This is a genomic window from Microbacterium sp. SW12, assembly GCF_055391095.1.
The window spans coordinates 2,522,517-2,541,054 of sequence record NZ_AP024335.1 but is presented as its reverse complement, the minus strand read 5'-3'; the positions used below and the strand labels follow the sequence as shown (position 1 = coordinate 2,541,054).

17 protein-coding genes and 1 pseudogene are annotated in these 18,538 nt (G+C 68.2%); 14 read left to right on the top strand and 4 right to left on the bottom strand.

Annotated elements, in window-relative coordinates; genetic code table 11:
* The first annotated feature begins 17 nt into the window (after nucleotides 1-17).
* The 6 genes from MICSW_RS12865 (at nucleotide 18) to MICSW_RS12840 (ending at nucleotide 3,607) form a co-directional block, all read left to right on the top strand.
* Nucleotides 18-152 (top strand): hypothetical protein, encoded by a 135-nt coding sequence (locus MICSW_RS12865; RefSeq protein ID WP_292727304.1) that lies wholly within the window; start codon nucleotides 18-20, stop codon nucleotides 150-152.
* Nucleotides 153-179: 27 nt separating this feature from the next.
* Nucleotides 180-611, top strand: a complete 432-nt coding sequence (locus tag MICSW_RS12860; protein WP_464496174.1) for a sigma factor — start codon at nucleotides 180-182, stop codon at nucleotides 609-611.
* Nucleotides 494-1,447, top strand: coding sequence for an RNA polymerase sigma factor (locus MICSW_RS12855; protein WP_464496173.1), 954 nt, complete (start codon nucleotides 494-496; stop codon nucleotides 1,445-1,447). Before MICSW_RS12860 ends, MICSW_RS12855 begins: the two co-directional genes overlap by 118 nt.
* Nucleotides 1,437-2,294, top strand: a complete 858-nt coding sequence (locus tag MICSW_RS12850) for a Cof-type HAD-IIB family hydrolase (RefSeq protein WP_348681165.1) — start codon at nucleotides 1,437-1,439, stop codon at nucleotides 2,292-2,294. The genes MICSW_RS12855 and MICSW_RS12850 overlap by 11 nt, the downstream gene beginning before the upstream one ends.
* A 38-nt stretch (nucleotides 2,295-2,332) precedes the next feature.
* Nucleotides 2,333-3,166 carry an aldo/keto reductase gene (locus tag MICSW_RS12845; protein ID WP_292727314.1) on the top strand — a complete coding sequence of 278 codons (834 nt, stop codon included), beginning with the start codon at nucleotides 2,333-2,335 and terminating at the stop codon, nucleotides 3,164-3,166.
* A 120-nt stretch (nucleotides 3,167-3,286) separates the two neighbouring features.
* On the top strand, nucleotides 3,287-3,607 hold the full coding sequence (locus MICSW_RS12840) for a hypothetical protein (RefSeq protein ID WP_464496172.1): 321 nt from the start codon (nucleotides 3,287-3,289) through the stop codon (nucleotides 3,605-3,607).
* An 11-nt stretch (nucleotides 3,608-3,618) separates the two neighbouring features.
* Here MICSW_RS12840 and MICSW_RS12835 read toward each other — a convergent pair whose 3' ends face one another.
* Nucleotides 3,619-4,629, bottom strand: coding sequence for a DNA-3-methyladenine glycosylase family protein (locus MICSW_RS12835; RefSeq protein ID WP_464496171.1), 1,011 nt, complete (start codon nucleotides 4,627-4,629; stop codon nucleotides 3,619-3,621).
* 162 nt (nucleotides 4,630-4,791) lie between these two features.
* Nucleotides 4,792-5,481 carry a winged helix-turn-helix domain-containing protein gene (locus tag MICSW_RS12830; RefSeq protein ID WP_464496170.1) on the bottom strand — a complete coding sequence of 230 codons (690 nt, stop codon included), beginning with the start codon at nucleotides 5,479-5,481 and terminating at the stop codon, nucleotides 4,792-4,794.
* A 364-nt stretch (nucleotides 5,482-5,845) separates the two neighbouring features.
* Between MICSW_RS12830 and MICSW_RS12825 the strand changes: the two genes are divergently transcribed.
* The 7 genes from MICSW_RS12825 (at nucleotide 5,846) to MICSW_RS12795 (ending at nucleotide 15,046) form a co-directional block, all read left to right on the top strand.
* The gene (locus MICSW_RS12825; RefSeq protein ID WP_375237357.1) at nucleotides 5,846-6,190 is read left to right on the top strand and encodes a hypothetical protein; all 345 of its coding nucleotides are present in this window, start codon (nucleotides 5,846-5,848) and stop codon (nucleotides 6,188-6,190) included.
* 17 nt (nucleotides 6,191-6,207) lie between these two features.
* Complete coding sequence (locus MICSW_RS12820) at nucleotides 6,208-7,635, top strand: GH1 family beta-glucosidase (RefSeq protein WP_464496169.1); 1,428 nt, start codon at nucleotides 6,208-6,210, stop codon at nucleotides 7,633-7,635.
* Nucleotides 7,636-7,700: 65 nt separating this feature from the next.
* Complete coding sequence (locus MICSW_RS12815; RefSeq protein WP_375237359.1) at nucleotides 7,701-7,994, top strand: GNAT family N-acetyltransferase; 294 nt, start codon at nucleotides 7,701-7,703, stop codon at nucleotides 7,992-7,994.
* A 185-nt stretch (nucleotides 7,995-8,179) separates the two neighbouring features.
* The gene (locus MICSW_RS12810) at nucleotides 8,180-9,289 is read left to right on the top strand and encodes a LacI family DNA-binding transcriptional regulator (RefSeq protein WP_292727324.1); all 1,110 of its coding nucleotides are present in this window, start codon (nucleotides 8,180-8,182) and stop codon (nucleotides 9,287-9,289) included.
* 41 nt (nucleotides 9,290-9,330) lie between these two features.
* On the top strand, nucleotides 9,331-10,485 hold the full coding sequence (locus tag MICSW_RS12805; protein WP_292727326.1) for an exonuclease SbcCD subunit D: 1,155 nt from the start codon (nucleotides 9,331-9,333) through the stop codon (nucleotides 10,483-10,485).
* On the top strand, nucleotides 10,482-13,460 hold the full coding sequence (locus tag MICSW_RS12800) for an AAA family ATPase (protein WP_464496168.1): 2,979 nt from the start codon (nucleotides 10,482-10,484) through the stop codon (nucleotides 13,458-13,460). The genes MICSW_RS12805 and MICSW_RS12800 overlap by 4 nt, the downstream gene beginning before the upstream one ends.
* A 59-nt stretch (nucleotides 13,461-13,519) precedes the next feature.
* The gene (locus MICSW_RS12795; protein ID WP_414683161.1) at nucleotides 13,520-15,046 is read left to right on the top strand and encodes an MFS transporter; all 1,527 of its coding nucleotides are present in this window, start codon (nucleotides 13,520-13,522) and stop codon (nucleotides 15,044-15,046) included.
* Nucleotides 15,047-15,180: 134 nt separating this feature from the next.
* On the opposite strand, the gene MICSW_RS12790 is transcribed toward MICSW_RS12795, so the two are convergent.
* Nucleotides 15,181-15,738, bottom strand: coding sequence for a phosphorylase family protein (locus MICSW_RS12790; protein WP_464496167.1), 558 nt, complete (start codon nucleotides 15,736-15,738; stop codon nucleotides 15,181-15,183).
* A gap of 80 nt (nucleotides 15,739-15,818) precedes the next feature.
* Between MICSW_RS12790 and MICSW_RS12785 the strand changes: the two genes are divergently transcribed.
* Nucleotides 15,819-16,412, top strand: a complete 594-nt coding sequence (locus tag MICSW_RS12785) for a hypothetical protein (protein WP_292735034.1) — start codon at nucleotides 15,819-15,821, stop codon at nucleotides 16,410-16,412.
* A gap of 20 nt (nucleotides 16,413-16,432) precedes the next feature.
* Here the strand turns inward: MICSW_RS12785 and MICSW_RS12780 are convergent.
* Nucleotides 16,433-18,510 (bottom strand): annotated as a pseudogene (locus tag MICSW_RS12780) (NAD(+) synthase).
* Between the last annotated feature and the right edge of the window lie 28 nt (nucleotides 18,511-18,538).

The following is an 18,538-nucleotide window of genomic DNA, read 5'->3' as shown; positions in this document are numbered from 1 at the left end:
GCATCCGTCAGTTTTTCTTGTCAATCCGTGTCGATCTCATCGAGCCGCTGCGTCATTCCAGTGAGGGCGAGAAGGCCTCGGCCTCGGAAAGGCAGATGATGGTGCTCGACATCCTTGTCATGAGCGTCATCATCGGCCTGTTCGGCAACTGAAGTGCGGCCGCTGGCATACGCCCCGCGGTGACCCGGGAGGCGCTCACTCGGCTGGCTCGCGAGGAGAGCGGGCGAATCATCGCTCTCCTCGCGAGCCGGTTCGGGCTGGATGCCGCCGATGAGGCCGTGCAGGACGCGCTCGTTGAGGCGCTGAATTGGGCATCCGTTCCCGACAACCCCGCGGCCTGGCTCCACACGGTGGCCCGCAATCGCGCTATCGACCGGATCCGCCGTGAGCAGGCTGCGCTCCGGCGCACCCGGGATGCTGCAGCCGACCTCGCGGTGCTGACCCCGAAAGTCATGATCCCTTCGGCGACACGGGTGAGGAGGAGGTGGATGCCGTGGTTGAACTCGGACGCGTCGGTGACGAACGGCTGCGGCTCATCCTGCTCTGCTGTCACCCGGCGCTGGCAGCCGAGGCGCAGGTCGCGCTCACGCTGCGCCTGGTGTGCGGCCTGACGACCGACGAGATCGCCGCGGCCCTGCTGATCCCCGAGCCGACCGTCGCGCAGCGGATCGTGCGCGCGAAGCGCAAGATTCGGGATGCCCGCATCCCCTTGTCGGTCCCCGAGAATCTGGGCGAGCGCCTCGATGTGGTTCTCGGTGTCGTCTATCTGGTGTTCAACGAGGGCTACCTTTCCCGCGGTCGCCGCTCCGGCGCGCGCGTGGACCTCGTCGATGAGGCGTTGCGGTTGACCCTCGCCGTTCTAGCCGAGGTGCCCGGCGACCCCGAGATCGAAGGACTGCTCGCGCTCGAGCTGTATGCGAAGTCGCGGCTGGCGACCCGGTTCAGCAGCGGAATCCTCGTGCTGCTGGAAGATCAGGATCGCACTCGCTGGGATCTCGCTCTGATCGAGGAAGCCAACCTCATCCTGGATGCCGCGATGCGCCGTCTCGCGCCGGGGCGGTTTCAACTGCAGGCCGTGATCGCCCGCTATCACGCCAACGCCCGTACCTACGCCGATCCGACTGGACCGCGATCGCTGCGGTCTATGCGCGACTCGCCGACATCGACCCGTCGCCCGTCGTCGCGCTCAACCGCGCCGTGGCCGTGGCGATGGCTGACGGGCCGCGCGCCGGTCTCGCGTTGCTGGACGGCATCCGGGGCCTGGAGCGCTATCACCTGTGGTGGGCCACCCAGGGGGAACTGCTCGCCCGCGCTGGAGAACAGCGTGCCGCGATCGGCGCGTTCGGGCGGGCCCGCGAGCTTGCCACCAACCCCGCAGAGCTCGCGCATCTGCAGCGGCGGCTCGACGAGGTGCGCGCCTCGGGCAGGATGGATGAGTGACCGATGACTCCCCGCACGGATCGCCCGATCTTCCTGTCGACCCCGACGCTCTTGCCGGCCGGGCAAGTGAGATCCGTCTGATCGCGGCCGATATGGACGGCACTCTGCTCGATGGGCAGGGCGCCGTACCTCCCGCGCTGTGGCCGATGCTCGATCGCCTCCGCGACGCGGGGATCGCGTTCGCCCCCGCGAGCGGCCGGCAGCACGCGACGCTGCGGCGGGAGTTCGGCGCGCACGGCGACGATCTCGTCTTCATCGCTGAGAACGGCACGTTCGTGACGCGCGGCGATGAGGAGCTCAGCTCCGACACCATGGACCGCGCCTTCGTCGACAGTCTTATCGCCGAGATCCGGGGCTTCCGTCACGACGTCGGCGTCGTGCTGTGCGGCAAGGCTTCGGCCTACATCGAGCGAACGGATGCCGCCTTCCGCGACCAGGCCGAGAAGTACTACGCCCGTCTCGCGGATGTCGCGGACCTGACCGCCGTGGACGACGACATCCTCAAGATCGCCGTCTTCGACGTCGAGGACGGAGAGAAGAACACGGCACCGGCGCTGGAGCGACACCGCCTGACGCACCAGGTCGTCGTGTCGGGGCATCACTGGGTCGATGTCATGAATCAGGGCGTCTCCAAGGGCAAGGCGTTGCGTGCGATCCAGAACCTGTTGGATGTCACACCCGAGCAGACCGCCGTGTTCGGGGATTACCTCAATGATCTCGACATGATGGATGCCGCAGATTTCTCCTTTGCGATGGCGAACGCGCATCCGGATGTTGCAGCCGCCGCCCGCTACCGGGCGCCGTCGAACGTCGACCACGGAGTCATTCAGGTCTTGGAGCGCCTTCTGGGCTGACGGCCCCGACCGCGGAAACAGCGGGGGAGGATGGAACCATGATCTCCATACCCACTCTGACCCTGGCTGATGGCACGACGTTCGCCGAACTCGGTTTCGGCACCTATGGACTGCGCGGCACCGACGGCACGGACGCCATCGTCTCGGCCATCCAGGCCGGCTACCGCCTCCTGGACTCGGCCGTGAACTACGAGAACGAGTCCGAGGTGGGCGAGGCCGTGCGCCGCAGCGGCCTGGAGCGCGACGAGCTGATCGTCACGACGAAGATTCCCGGCCGTGACCACGGGTACGACGAGACCCGCCGCAGTGCGCGGGAGTCGCTCGACCGCCTCGGGCTCGATCGCATAGACCTGTACCTCATCCACTGGCCGAACCCCAGCGTCGACAAGTATGTCGACACGTGGCGAGCGATGATCGACCTCCGGACGGAGGGCCTCGTGCGCTCGATTGGCGTGTCGAACTTCACCGAGGCGATGCTCGATCGCTTGCACGCCGAGACGGGCGTCACGCCCGTGGTGAACCAGGTCGAGCTGCACCCCTATTTCCCGCAGGCATCGCTGCGGGCCTATCACGCTGAGCACGGCATCCGCACCGAGAGCTGGAGCCCGCTCGCGCGCCGCAGTGAGCTGCTGAACGAATCCGTGATCACCGACCTCGCGGAGCAGCTGGGCGTTAGCCCCACGCAGGTCGTGCTGCGCTGGCACGTGCAGATCGGGTCCACGCCCATTCCGAAGTCCGGTCACGCGGGTCGCCAGCGCGAGAATGCGGACGTGTTCGGGTTCTCGCTGAGCGACGAGCAGGTCGAGGCCATCTCCGCCCTCGAGCGCGGGCGCCTGTGGGACGGCGACCCGAACACGCACGAGGAGATGTGACGCCGAGCCACCGCGAACACCGGCTGGGCTGTCAAGTCCCTCGCCGGGCGGGCCCCGAAGCGGGAGCCTGACCCGTACCCGCCGCGCAGGCTGCGCGGCTCACGGCGAAAGGAACTCGACATGACTGACAGCGCACGCGATCCCCTGGAAGAGGCCGACACCGTCGAGCAGATCCCGCCGATCGAAGGTGCGGAGTCCACCGTGGACCCGCAGCGTCCGTCCGAGGACGGGTCGGTCGAGGATGCCGCCGTCGACATCGACCCTGACATCCAGCCCGACGCCGAACGCCCGGCCGACCCGGCAGCCGACCAGCACAACCCAGCCGCCCAGCCCGGGGCTGCACCCGCGTCCGAGGTTCAGCCCGAGACGCAGGGCGGTGAGCCGCTCAGCGCCGACCTCGGCGAAGAGGGGCAGGGAGATCTCGCCCCCGAAGACGAATGAACGGGCCGGTGTCAGCGGGAGCGGTGGTCTTCGGGATGAAGGCGCGCACCGCGTCGCGGTTCTCGGGGGCCGCCCGCTCCCAAGAGCCGGATGACGCGCTGGCGGTGGCCCGCCCAGGGCGAAAGGAGTTCGAGCATCCCGTCGTCATCGGTGCGTGAGCCGGTCAGGGCGTAGCCGACCTCGTGGGCGAGGTGGTAGTCGCCGACACTCACTGCGTCCGGGTCGCCGAAAGCCTTGATGCGTGTCTCGGCTGAGCTCCACGGCCCGATACCGGGCTGATCGAGCAGGACGCGCTCCACGTTCTCCGCGTCGGAGGCGGCAAGAACGGCGCGGACGATCGAAGCCCCTCGTGCTGCGAGCTGCACGATCGTGCGAGCCTGCGGGGGCTCGAGCCCCGCGCGGTGCCAGTCCCAGGACGGGATGCGGTGCCAGCCGTCAACCGATGGTGGGGCGAACATCGGCCTGGGGGTTGGTCCCGGAGCGCGCGTTCCGTGGGTGGTCACCACCCTTCGCCAGGCGCCGAACGCCTGAAGACCGGTGATCTTCTGCTCGAACACCGAGCTGACCAGGGCATCGAAGACGAGGTCGGTGCGGCTCAGGCGCAGCCCGGGGTGACGATGCGCGAGTTCAGCGATCAACGGATGCATCGAGGGGTCGAACCCGCTGCTGTCGTCGCTGGCTCCGCACAGCGCAGGCATCTGATCAAGGGCCCATTCAGCGCCCTCGCCCCATGCCGCAGCGCGCACGGAGCCATCCGCGCTGCCACGAAGAGCGAGCGTCGCCACACCCAGGGGAGTGCGGCTCGCACGCCAGATGACCGATCCGGCCGTCGCCATCGTCGGGTCGTGGGCACCGCGTCGCTGGAACAGCACAGTGGCGGCGAGGTGCAGCGGATGCCGGGGGCGGTAGACCGTCTCGATCGGGTGTGAGGATCGCGCGAGGTCGGATGATCCGCGCTCGCTCGCCACCGGGGGCTCGGTCGCCGCCGTCACCACACGTGGCGACGGTGCGAGCGAGGTCATGCGATTACGATACGTGCGCCAACCGACACCCGGGCGGTGTCCCGATGGTTCGGTCGCGCCGTTGTGTGGGTGTGGGGCGGCGCGACCCGCATCAGGGCGCGACCGAACGATGGTCAGGGGCGTGACGCGCCGCAGGATGCCGAGAGAAGCGTCGCTGCGGGCTCAGAACCGGTCGGGCGAGGGGGTGCCGTGGCCGTAACGGATGACGACGTCGGCGTGACGGTCGAACCGGTAGCCGACGCCGCGCACCGTGCGCACGATGTCTTCGTAGCGGCCGAGCTTCGAGCGCAGGCGGCGCACGTGCACATCGATCGTGCGCTCGCCGGGAACCTCACCGTCATCGTCGCTCTGCCACAGCGAGGTGACGAGCTCGGACCGCTCGATGGTGCGACCCTCGCGCAGCACGAGGTACTGCAGCAGCTCGAACTCGGTGAACGTGAACGGAGCCGTCTCACCGTCGATGACGACGCGCTTGCGTGAGATGTCGAAGACGACGCCGCGTGCCGAGCGATCGGTGTCTTCGGGCTCCGTGGTAGCGGTCACCGCAGCGATGGCCGAGGGTTCGCGCAGGGCGCGGCGCACGACATCGACGTCGCGGCCACCTGCGCCGCGAGGTGCGAGAGCCACAGTGGCGTAGGTTTCGGCATCCGGAGCGAGCTCGGCCAGCGTCCGTCGGAGCGCGTCGACGAGGACGGGGAGCGAAACGCCGGCGGCGGCTGCCTTGGCCTCATCGAGTCCGACGTAGAGGGCGAAGCCGCGGGGAGTGCGCGTAGACGGCTCGTCGGCAATGGGCGGCACGGCGTGCAGGTGACGAGCGGGCGCGGGGCGAGTGAGGAGGGCGGTGTTCGACATGGGGATGATGGTCCTTGCGGAGGGCCCGGATGTTTCGGGCAAGAGTGTTGCGGTGACCCGGCGGTCGGTGTCGAGCGCGGACTGGATGGGTGCGCTCTGCGAGAGGGCTAGGGGGCAGTGCGATCTGGATCGCAGAACGAGCCCCGCTGAGGTGTCGTCAGCGACACATTCGACAACACATGACTGAGCGGCCGGCCATCATCATGCCGGCAGTTCCGTTCGCCTCCCAGGCGGACAGAACATGCGCGTTGTCAGTCATGCGGCCGATTATGACCGACCGTGTCGAACTGCGTCAAATCACGGTCATCGCGCCCGACACCCCTGGTTCCTGCCGCGCAATCTGCTCAGTCGGAGAGGAGTCGCCTTGCCACTTCTTCAGCCACTCGCTCCGGTCTTCACGGCTACCGGCGAGGTGACGTTCTATCTCCCGCCCGGCACGTGGACGCACCTTCTGACGGGGGAGCGCGTCGCGGGCGGCGCATGGCGGACCGAGGTCCACGGGTTCGACAGTCTGCCGCTGTACGTCCGGCCCGGAGCCGTGCTCCCCTGGGGTGCGCGCGAGGACCGCCCCGACTACGACTATCTCGACGAACTCGCGCTGCGTGTCTTCCCGGGGGGAGCGGGGATTGCTAGCGTCACGGTGACCACCCCCGACGGGCGAGTCGATACCTTCGAGGTCGACCGCGCCGCGGTAACCGAAGAGGAATGATCCAGAGTGAGTGAGCAATGACCGGTTCGCGTGATTACCGTGACTCCGGCCTCGTCTTTCCCGACGACTTCACGTTCGGTTCGGCGACCGCGTCGTATCAGGTGGAGGGCGCGTTTGATGAGGACGGGCGTGGACCCTCGATCTGGGACACGTTCAGCAAGACGTCGGGCAAGGTCTGGAACGGCGACACCGGGGATGTCGCGTGCGACCACTACCACCGCTGGGAGAGCGATCTCGACCTCATGGCGGAGTTGGGTCTGGACGCCTATCGGTTCTCGATCGCGTGGCCCCGCATCGTGCCAGCGGGCCGCGGTGCGGTCAACCAGGCGGGGCTCGACTTCTATTCGCGCCTCATCGACGGTCTGCTCGCTCGGGGGATCAAGCCGGTAGCGACGCTGTATCACTGGGATCTGCCGCAGCCGCTGGAGGATGCCGGCGGTTGGGTGAACCGCGCGACCGTGGATGCGTTCGAGGAGTACGCGCGGATTGTGGGCGCGGCGTTCGGTGACCGGGTCCACACCTGGACGACGCTGAACGAGCCGTGGTGCTCCGCGTACCTCGGGCACGGCCAGGGCGGTCACGCGCCGGGCAGGCATGAGCCGGCTGCTGCGCTCGCGGCGGTCCACCACCTGAATCTTGCGCACGGCCGGGCGGTGCAGGCGCTGCGGGCGACATCGGCCGGGAACCCGCAGTACTCGGTGACGTTGAACTTCCACGTGCTGCGCGGTCAGGGTGATGGTGCAGCGGAGGCGATGCGCCGCATCGATGCGCTCGCGAACCGCGCGTTCACGGGGCCGATGCTGCGGGGGGAGTACCCGTCCGACCTGCTGGAGGACACGGCATCGGTGACCGACTGGTCGTTCATCCGTGACGGGGATCTTGCCGACATCCATCAGCCGATCGACGTGCTGGGCGTGAACTACTACTCGACCGCGACGGTGCGGATGTGGGACGGGGTCTCTCCGAAACAGCAGAACGATGGTCACAAGGGCGCCGAGGGCGGCACCGCGTGGCCTGGCAGCGACCAGGTCGTGGAGTTCGTGGAGCAGCCCGGCCCGTACACGGCGATGGGGTGGAACATCGCGCCCGAAGGACTCGAGGAACTTCTCGTATCGCTGCACGACCAGTTCCCGGGCCAGGCGCTCATGGTCACCGAGAACGGTGCTGCCTTCGACGACGTCGTGGCAGCAGACGGTTCGGTCCCGGACCCGGAGCGGCTGGACTATCTGCGCCGGCACTTCACGGCGGCCCACCGTGCCATGGCTCGCGGTGTCGACCTGCGCGGCTACTTCGTCTGGTCCCTGCTCGACAATTTCGAATGGGGGTACGGGTACGCCAAACGCTTCGGCATCGTTCGCGTCGACTTCAACACGCTCGAACGCACCGTCAAAGACAGTGGCAGGTGGTACCAGCAGCTGGTCGCAACCCACCGGATTCCCGCGTAACCCTCAGGCGCGACATCCGCCGCAACGCCGGAGCCGTCTTTCGCGCGCGAGCGTACCCTGGAGGAATGAGCGAGACGCGGTTCGCCGACCAGAAGGATGCCTCCCGGTACACCCTGCACGTGGGGGATGACCTGGTCAGCGCGCTCGACTACAACGACGACGGTCGATCCGTCGCGATGACCCGGGCCTTCACGCCGCCGCCGTTTCGCGGCAAGGGCTACGCGGCCGAGATCGTGGCGCGCGCCGTCGCGGAACTAGAAGAGCGCGGCGACCGCGAAATCATCCCGGTCTGCTGGTACGTCGCTGAATGGTTCGAGCGGCACCCCGAGCACGCCGGCATCCTCAAAGCTCGCGCCTGAGCACCCGCGTCAGCGGGATGCTGGCGCAGATTGTTGGCGCATACGGTCGTCTCGCCGAGAGGCGGCGACCATATGCGCCATCTTTTTCGACGAACGCGGCAGTATTCGGCAGTTTGCTTGCAACGCCGCGGCGAAGCGTCCGTAACGGGCGCGCTCTAGGATGCTGCGAACGAAGGAGGAACGCCGTGAAGTCGAAGCGCGTAACCCTCGCCGATGTCGCCGCTGCCGCCGGTGTCTCGCGGACGACCGCCTCACTCGTGCTCTCGGATCGAGGCGACGAGCTGCGGATCTCGGAGGCGGCGCAGCAACGCGTGCGTCGCGTGGCCGCCGAACTCGCGTATCGCCCGAACATCCTCTCGTCAGCGTTGCGCCGCGGATCGAGCCGGACGATCGGTTTCGTCTCCGACACGGTGGCGACCTCGCAGCTGGCCGGAGACCTCATCAAGGGTGCCCTCGAACACGCACATCGCAACGGGTACATGCTCTTCATCGGTGAGACCGAAGGCGCCCCCGACGAAGAGAGGCGCCTCGTGCAGGGCATGATCGACCGCCAGGTCGACGGGCTCATCATCGCGTCGATGTTCACGCGTGTGCGTGCGGTGCCCGCGGGAATCGATCCTCGCAGCGTCGTGCTGCTGAACGCGCTTCCCGAAGACAGTGCGGTCGGAACCGTACCCTCGATCGTGCCCGATGAGTACTCCGCGGGGCGAGCGGCGGTCGAAGTGCTCCGTGCCGCGGGGCACTCCCGCATCCACCTCCTCGGTGCCGGTCCCGGGCCCGACGATGTCCCGGTCCAGACCGTCGCGGGGTCCGAGCGACTGCGCGGCATCCTCGACGCCCTGGCAGAAGACGGACTCGAGCCAGCCAGCGCGCGGCTGTGCTCGGTGTGGCTGCCCGAGGACGGATGGGCGGCGGCACGCTCGCTGTTGGAGACCGGCGTGCGCGGTGAGGCCATCATCACGTTCAACGATCGTCTCGCGTTCGGTGCGTATCAGGCGATCCAGGAGGCGGGACTGTCGATCCCGGGCGACTTCTCGATCGTGTCGTTCGACGATCATCAGCTCGCGAGCTGGTTGCGGCCGCGTCTGACGACCTTCGCGCTGCCCCACTACGAGTTGGGGGCGCTCGCGCTGCAAGTGCTGCTGGAAGACGACGCCCCGGACTGGGGGACTGTCCGGCGAGTACCGATGCCGCTGCGCATGCGCGAGTCGGTGGCGGGCCCCGGAGGCGCGCCGACGGGTGCCGGGCGCCGCTCGGCGGCATCCCCATCGCGCGAGGCTGCGGTATCTCCGTGAGCCTCGGACCCGATGTCGGGAGCCCGCCGTAGCGTGAGGGCATGCGCATCCTCCACACCTCCGACTGGCACATCGGGAGGTCGTTCCACGGCCACTCGACGCTGCCAGCGCTGCGGGAGGTGCTCGATGCGCTCACCGACCAGGTTCGAGACAACTCCGTCGATCTCGTGATCGTCGCGGGCGATGTCTTCGACTCATCGACGCCGCCGGCCGAGTGCTACACGCTGCTCACCGACACGCTCTCGGGGCTCGCTGACGCCGGTGCTGCCGTGGTCGTGACCAGCGGCAACCACGATTCGGCGGCCCGCCTGGGATTCCAATCCGGCCTTCTGCGGTCGGGGATTCACGTTCTGACCGACCCGGCGACGCTCGACGCGCCGATCACGCTGACCGACGCGCACGGGCCCGTCCACGTATACGGCATCCCCTACCTCGAACCGGCACTGCTGCGCCGGACCTGGCCCGGCGAGAAGCTCCGCACGCAGCACGACGCCATCGCTCACGCGATGGGACTCATTCGCGCAGACCGTGCTACGCGGGGTGGTCGCTCGATCGTCGTGTCGCACTGTTTCGCCGCGGGGGTCGATCCCACACCCGGCCTCGAACGAGACATCCAGCAGGGCGGACTCGACGTCGTCCCCCTCGCCGAATTCGAGGGCATCGACTACGTCGCACTCGGACACATCCACGGTCGTCAGCAGCTGGCCCCCGCGGTGCGGTACGCGGGAGCACCGTTGCACTACAGCTTCGGCGAGGCAGACAAGCCGCGCGGCTCCTGGCTTGTCGATCTCTCGGCAACCGGCGAGGCCTCTGTCGCCTGGCTCGATCTGCCGATACCCCGCCGCCTCGTCACAATTCGCGGGACGCTCGATGACCTGTGCTCCGGCGCCGACCACGAGCACGCCGCGAATGCGTGGGTGCGGGCCGAATACACGGATGCGACGCCGCAACGGGATCCGCTGCGCCGCCTGCAAGAGCGCTTCCCCTTCTGCGCCGCCGTCGTGCACGCTCCCGAGAAGCGGCACGACCGCGACGAGCAGACCTACGCGGGCCGCGTCCGGACAGCCCAGACCCACGTCGAACTGATCGATGCGTTCCTTGCCCACGTCCGCGAGGGCGAGGGAGCGAGCGAAGCCGAGGCCGCGCTCATCGCTGACGTGCTCGCCGATCGCGCGGTCGCGGAGGCCCTCGCGTGAGGATCCACAGGGTCCAGATCGAGGGGTTCGGTCCGTTCCGCGAACGGCAGGATGTCGACCTCGACGCACTGGCCCCGTCGGGGGTGTTCGTGATCGCCGGTCGCACCGGAGCGGGCAAGTCCAGCATCCTCGATGCGATCTGCTTCGCCCTCTACGGCACGGTCCCGCGCTATGACGGCGTCGATCGTCGCCTGCGCAGCGATCACGGCGGCCCCGACGATCCGACGCAGGTCACGCTGGAGTTCAGCACCGGAAGTGACCGGTGGCGCATCTCGCGGTCGCCGGACTACGAACGCCCCAAGCGCCGCGGCACCGGCATGACAGTCGTCGCCGCCGACGCGCTGCTGGAGCGGCTGGAGACGGACGCGGATGGCGGCGAGCGGTGGGTAGGTTATGCGGCGGGTCCGCGCGACGTGGGCCACGCGATCGACGAGGTCGTCGGCCTTTCCCACCAGCAGTTCCTGCAGGTGATCCTGCTCGCCCAGAACCGTTTCTCGCAGTTCCTGCTGGCCGGAAACACCGACCGGCAGCGGGTGCTCCGAACGCTGTTCGGCACCCAGATCTACGAGGACTACGAGAAGCGGCTCGACGAACGCCGCCGCGAGTCCGAGCGCGAACAGGAGCGCGACACCGGGCACCTGCAAAGCCTGCAGAGTGACATCGAAACGCTCGCACGAGAGGCCGGATGGCTCGTTCCCGACGAGACGGTCGACCTCGAGCGGCTGGCCGCCCGCGCCGGGTACGACCTGCAAACCCGCGCCGACGCCGTTGACCGGGCCGAGGAGGCTCTCGCCGCCGCGGAGGGCGAGCACACCCGCGTGCGCCAGTTGCGCGAGCAGCAACAACAGCGCAACGCCGCGCGCGAGCATCTGGCAGCGATCGAGATCGAATCCGAGAGACTCGGGCCGGATCGAGTGCTCCTCGAGAGAGCCCGCGCTGCGGAGCCGCTGCGCGCCGCGATCGAAGCGGCGGGCCGTGCTCACGCCGACGTCGAGGCGACGGGCAAGAGCGAGGCGTCGATACTCGCTGACGCTGTCGCGGGGGTAGACACCGCCCTCACTGTCGACGAGTTGTTCGCCGCGGCTCAGGCTCTTACGGGCGACATCGCGCGATGGCAGGATGCCGAAGATGCCGAGCAGCAGCTCGCTATGTACCGCGCCGATCTGAACCGCGCAACCACCCAAGCGGAGGCGGTTCGGGCGGTTCTTGCGGTGACACGCGACGCGCTCACCGTGGCTGAGCAGGAGCGGGCGCGGCTCGGCGACGAGATCGAAAAACTGTCCATCGCTGCGGCTGGACTCGATGCCGCCCGCGCCGAGAGCGAAGACCTAGCCATGCGCCTGGTCGCCGCGCGAGAGGCTGAAACCGCGGCAGGTGAGCTTGTCGACGCGAGCGCTGACCGGCTCACGGCGTCGCGTGCCGTCGAGGAAGCTGTGGCAGCGTGGGGACAGCTGATGCGTCGGCGCCTGGCCGGGTTCGCCGCGGAGCTTGCCGACGGGCTCACGGATGACGATCCCTGCCCCGTGTGCGGGTCGCTGGATCACCCCGAGCCCGCTCCGAGCAACCACGATCCCGTCACGGATGCCGTCCTCGCGGCCGCCGAAGAGGATCGCGACCGCGCCCTGGCGGCGGATCGCGAGAGCGCCGCACGTCACACCGCGGTCACCGCGCGCGTCGACGCCGCGCGTGCTCGGGCGCGAGGTTCGGTCGACGAACTTCATGCGCGTCAACGCGAGAGCCAGTCCCGGCTCGAGCTCGCCGAGCGCGCAACCGAGGCGCTCGATCGCGCCCGTCGTCTGCGAGGCGAACTCGAGGCACGCGAGAACGAACTGCGGCGAGAGCTGGACGAGGCTGCCGCTCGCCTGACAGAACTCGACACGGCCCGCACCGTACTGGGCGGGCGGATCACGGAGGCCGAGGAAGCCGTCGCTACTGCGCGCGGTCCTTTCCCCAGCGTTCACGCACGGATCGCCGACGCCGAGGCTCGGCGACGAATGGCGCAGTCGCTCGCGGAGGCTCGCCGTGCCCACGAGCTCGCGCTCGAACGGGTACGGGATGCCGATCGCGAGCTCGACGCGGGAGTCGCGGCGTCCTCGTTCCCTGATGCGCCGTCAGCACGTGCCGCGCTGCTCACACCGATGCAGCTCGAAGACCTTTCGTCGCGGCTGAGCGATCACGACGCCGCCAAGCGCATCGCGAAGGAGCGCCTGCTCGAGCTCGAACTGCAGCTCGCCGATGCCCCCGATGACCTCATCGACACTGACGCGTCGCTCCGCGAGGCAACGGCAGCCCGGGAGACGTGGCAGCGTGCCGTCGCCGAACTGGCAGCGGTCCGCGAACGCGTTGCACGTTTCGGCGACGTGCGCGCGGCAATCGAGAGGCTCAACCAGGACGGCGAGCAGCGGCGCGAGCGGCACCGGATGCTCGTCCGTCTGGCCGACACACTCGCCGGGCGCGCCCCGAACACCATGCGCATGACGCTCGAGACGTTCGTGCTCGCCGCCGAACTCGAAGAGATCGTCGCAGCCGCGAACCTGCGCCTCGCCGATATGTCCGACGGGCGCTATCGCCTGGAACACACCGACGCACTTGCGCGGCGAGGTGCAGCTTCGGGTCTCGGGCTACAGGTCCACGACGCGTACACGGGACGATCGCGTCCGCCCCAGTCACTCTCCGGTGGCGAGACCTTCCTTGCCTCACTCGCTCTTGCCCTGGGCCTGGCAGAGGTCGTCACGAGCCGCGCGGGCGGCATCCGGCTTGACACGCTGTTCATCGATGAGGGGTTCGGATCGCTGGATGCCGAGACCCTCGAGCTCGCGCTGCGGACCCTCGACGACCTGCGCTCGGGTGGCCGCACGATCGGCGTCATCAGCCACGTCGAGGCGATGAAAGAGCAGCTGCCGATCGGCATCCTTGTCGAAGCGTCGCCGCACGGCTCAAGGGTGATCACGGAGGCCGCGCCCAGCCTGCTCTGATCGAGATCCTGCTGACCCGAGCGGGCCCTCGCCCCACCGCCCGGGCATACGCTGGCAGAGTGAGTGCGGATTCGACAGCTTCGTCCCAGCCGCGCACCACCGACATCCCCCTCACCAATGCCGCCCGGTGGCGAGCGTTCGCTGTCGCTGCCGGCGTCGCCGCCATCACGATCCTCGACTTATCGAAGGTCAACGTTGCACTGCCTTCGATCGAACAGGCTCTGGGCGCCGGTTCCACCGAGCTTCAGCTGATCGTCTCGGGCTACGTCCTGACCTTCGGTCTGTTCCTGGTTCCCATGGGGCGCCTCGGCGACCAGCGATCGCGTCGTGCACTGTTCCTCGTGGGCCTGATCCTGTTCACGCTCTCGAGCTTCGCATGCGCGCTGGCCCCAAACATCATCGTGCTCATGGTCTTCCGGCTGTTGCAGGGAGTGGCTGCCGGCATCCAGATGCCGCAGGTGCTCGGCCTGATTCAGCAGATCTTCCAGGGAGCAGAACGCGGGCGTGCGTTCGGCTTGTTCGGAGCGACGATCGGGCTGGCAACGGCATTCGGCCCGACGCTCGGAGGGCTCATGATCGCCCTGGGCGGTCCGAATGACGGCTGGCGCTGGATCTTCTGGATGAACGTTCCGTTGGGAATCGCCGCCATCGCCGCGGCGGTCTGGGTGCTGCCCACCACTCGCGTCCCAACCGGGCGTCGCATCGCGCTCGATCCGGTCGGCGTGGTCCTTTTCGGTATCACGGTGCTCGCGTTGATGTGGCCGTTCCTGTTCACCACCGGTTCGCCCGACGATGACCCGCGCCGGTGGTGGCTGCTGACCGTCTTCCTCGTGTTCGCAGCGCTGTTCGTCGCCTGGGAGCGGCGGTACGCTGCCCGCGGGCACGCGCCGCTGATCCCGTTCACGCTGTTTCGGATCGCGTCGTACCGCAACGGCACCCTGTTGGCTACCTCGTATTTCGCCGCACTGCCGGCGCTGTTCCTGCTGACCACCCTGTACCTGCAGACGGGGCTCGAGCTCGAGCCGGTTTTCGCCGGTATGGTCACCATCGGCTTCGCGCTCCCCAGCGCGCTGGCCTCGTGGGTCGGCGGCAACCTCGTGACCCGCATTGGCCGCCCGCTGGTCGTCGGTGGACTCATCATGGTCCTGGTGTCGGCGGTCGGTCTCGTGATCGTCGCCGTCTTCGCGAGCCCGGAGCTGACCCCGTGGTTGATGGGAACCGTCATGATCCTCGGAGGCCTGGGTGGCGGGCTGGTGATCTCGCCGAACCAGACCCTCGCCCTTGCGGATGTGCCGGTGTCAGAAGGCGGTCTTGCGGGGTCGGTCGGCCAGCTCGGTCAACGAATCGGCACGGCTGTCGGGACGGCGGTAGCTCTTGCCCTGTTCTACGCCACGATCTATCGCGAAACCGGCAGCCGAGATTCGCTCGTCGTCTACCACGACGCCTATCTGATCGGGATGTCGTCGGTTGCCGTGTTCATCGCGCTGTCGTTCATCGTGTCGATCGTCGACCTTTCGCGGCGCCGGGCCGCAGCGCGCGATGCCGAATCCGACGAGTCCGACGAGCATCGCGCCGGCCCCACCTGACCCGCCTTTCACGCGAGTTGTCCCTGCTTCAGCCGAGTTGTCCCTGCTTCAGCCGAGTTGTCCCTGCTTCAGCCGAGTTGTCCTTTCTCGCGCCGAGTTGTCCTTCGTTCAGCCGAGTTGTCCAGTCCGGCTAGCTACAGACCGTAGTCGCTGCGCACGCGTTCCAAGAGCAGCACGCTGCAGGCATCCGTCGCCTCGCCCCAGTCGCTGAGGGCACCGTTCTGCGCCCGATCCGAGACCGCCTTGAGAACGCGAATGGGAACGTCGTACTGCTGCGCTACCCACACGTAGGCGTACACCTCCATGTCGACGAGGGTTGCGCCGAGGTCACGGATGCCTGCGGCGACGTCTGCGTCGTCGACGAAGTGGTCGCCGGTAGCGATCGTGTGGCCGCTCCCGCCAAAGGAGAGCATCGCCGGCAGCGATACGTGCTGCCCCACGACGTTGTCGAGGTCGGTGACGTCGTGCTGGATCGCGGCAGTGACTTCGTGCACGGTGGCCTCGACATCCTCGTGGATGGCACCGGCGGTTCCGACAACAACGATCTCGTCGTAGCTGCTGCGTTCGAGGGCGCGGGTCAGTGCATGAGTCGCCTGGAGCTTGCCGGGGCCCGTGACGAGACGGTCGAAACCCGGGAGATCGTCGGGAAAGGCAACGAGCTCGCGGTCGAGGGCAGCAACGAGAAGTCTCATGCCTTCATTTTGCCCGGCGTCGCCAGGTGGAAGCTTTCGTGCTGAGCGGCGAAGATGGAGGCGACGACAGGAGGACGTGAGTGAAGTCTGTGGTGCTGGAGACGCCCGACGGGATCGACGTGAGACTCGGCTGGGACCCGTCGATGAGCGAGCACGACCGGAAGCGGGTACTGGCCAAGGAACTCGTCGCCGCCAAGCTCAAGCTCGACCCGAAAGACGTCAGGGTCGAGCGCGAGGCTCCCGCGCAATTCGGGTTCCACACGCAGCTGTTCGCCAGCGTCGATGGAAAGGAGCTCTCGTTGCAGATCCGCAATGCGAGCTTCCGCGCGGCAACCGTCGTGGCGCTGACCGATCGGCCGTACACGATCGGGCTCGACATCCGCGACCTGCATCCCGATGACGCAACGATCCACGAGATGCAGCGTCACTCGCACCTGTTCGATGAGACCAACATCCTGAACCTCATCGACCACTGGACCCGCGTGCAGGCCGTGCGCGAAGCCGACGGTCGCGGGGCGCGCGTCGTGCCGGACGTGGTCAAACTCGACGCGACCCGGCAGCGCGGGTGGGTGCCTGATCGCAGGGCGCAGTACACGATCCTCGACCTCTCCCGCGACGGCTTCGTCGTGACGCTTGCCTTCGCTGACGCCGAAGACGCCCGCACGCCGGTGTGACGCTGACCCCGTGAGACGGATCAGGCGTCGGATGCCGGGCTGAGCGCGGCATCCAGCTCGGCGAGCCAGGCCCTGGCGTTGCCATCGGATGGCGCGCGCCAGTCTCCGCGCGGCGAGAGGGACCCCGCCGGAGACACCTTGGGACCGTTCGGGATGGCAGACCGCTTGAACTGTGCGAACCCGAAGAAGCGCTGCAGGAATACCCGCAGCCAGCGCACGACGGTCTCGCGGTCGTACGCGTAGCGCTCATCGAGGGGGAATCCGGGGGCCACGCGCCGGCGTCAGCTTCTCGCCACGCCCGCTCGGCGAGGAAGGCGATCTTCGAGGGACGGATGCCGTAGCGCAGCACGTGGAAGAGGGTGAAGTCGTGCAGCGCGTAGGGTCCGATGCGATCCTGCGTCGATTGGAGCTTGCCGTCCTCGTCGGCGGGAACCAGCTCGGGGCTGATCTCGGTGTCGAGCACCGACTGCAGCACGGTGTTCGCTTCGGATGTGAGGGCAGCGGCTCCCTGATCCTCGCCGTGCGCGATGACCCACCGGATGAGGTGCTGAATGAGGGTCTTGGGAACCCCGGTGTTCACGGCGTAGTGGCTCATGTGGTCGCCGACGCCGTAGGTCGCCCAGCCGAGCGCGAGCTCCGACATGTCGGAGGTTCCGATGACGATGCCGCCGTTCTGGTTCGCGAGACGGAACAGCAGATCGGTGCGCACCCCCGCCTGCACGTTCTCGAACGTCACGTCGTAGATCGGCTGGCCCTGGCTGAACGCGTGTCCGATGCTGCGGAGGATCTCGGATGCCGTGGCGCGGATGTCGATCGTCTCGATCGAGGCGCCGATCGCTGTCGCCAGGGCTACCGCGTTCGACTTCGTGTGGTCGCTGGTCGCGAAGCCGGGGAGGGTGTACGCCAGGATGTCGGAGCGCGGCCGCCCCATCCTGTCCATTGCCCGTGCGACGACCAGCAGGGCGTGCGTCGAGTCCAGCCCGCCGCTGACGCCGATGACGGGTCTCGGGTCGCCGATCGCCCGCATCCGCTGCACGAGGCCCTCGACCTGGATGTTGAAAGCCTCGTAGCAGTCCTGGGCGAGGCGGGCGGGGTCGTCGGGCACGAACGGGAACCGATCGAGGTGCCGGCGAAGACCGACATCCGTCGCCGGCGGATCCAGGACGAACTCGATAGTGAGGAAGTCATCTCCTCCGAGCGCGCCGCGGTTGTCGTCGAACGTCCCCTGACGGATCCGGTCTTGCCGCAGCCGATCGAGATCGACGTCGGCGATGCTGCGGCGGGGGCCGTCGGGGAACCGTTCGGTCTCGGCCAGCAGGGTGCCGGCCTCGTAGATCATCGTCTGGCCGTCCCACGACACATCGTTGGTCGATTCGCCGAGGCCCGCTGCCGCGTAGACGTATGCGCTCAGGCACCGCAGCGACTGGGATTGCACGAGGATGCGGCGATCGTCGGCGCGCGCAATGGTGATCGGACTTCCCGAGAGGTTCGCGATCACGCTCGCGCCGGTTAGCGCTGCTCGGGACGACGGCGGGACGGGCACCCACATGTCCTCGCACACCTCGACGTGCAGGGTGAGGCCCTCGACATCGCGGGCCTCGAAGAGCAGGTTCGTGCCGATGACGGTCTCGAGCGCGCCGATCCGGATCGCCTCGCCCGACCACGCCTCGCCCGGCGCATACCAGCGCCGCTCGTAGAATTCGCGGTAGGTGGGCAGGTACGCCTTCGGCACGACGCCGAGCACCTCACCACGGTGGATGACGACCGCGCAGTTGTAGAGCCGGTTGCGGTGGTGCAGCGGGGCGCCGACCACGAGCACGGGGAAGAGGTCGACGGATGCTGCCACGATCCGCTCGATCGCGCTGGCCACACCGTCCAAAAGCGCGTCCTGCATGACGAGGTCATCGATGGCGTAGCCCGACAGGCAGAGCTCGGGGAACACGGCGATAGCGACGGCATCCGCATCGCATTCGCGCGCTGCCGCGAGGACCGCTTCGGCGTTCGTGGCGGGGTCGGCTACCGCGACGGGGATCGTGCACGCCGCGACGCGCGCGAACCCGTGACGGTAGGCGCTTTCGAACGGCAGGCTCGTGCTCACGCCTCCAGTCTCGCACTTCGCGTGTGCG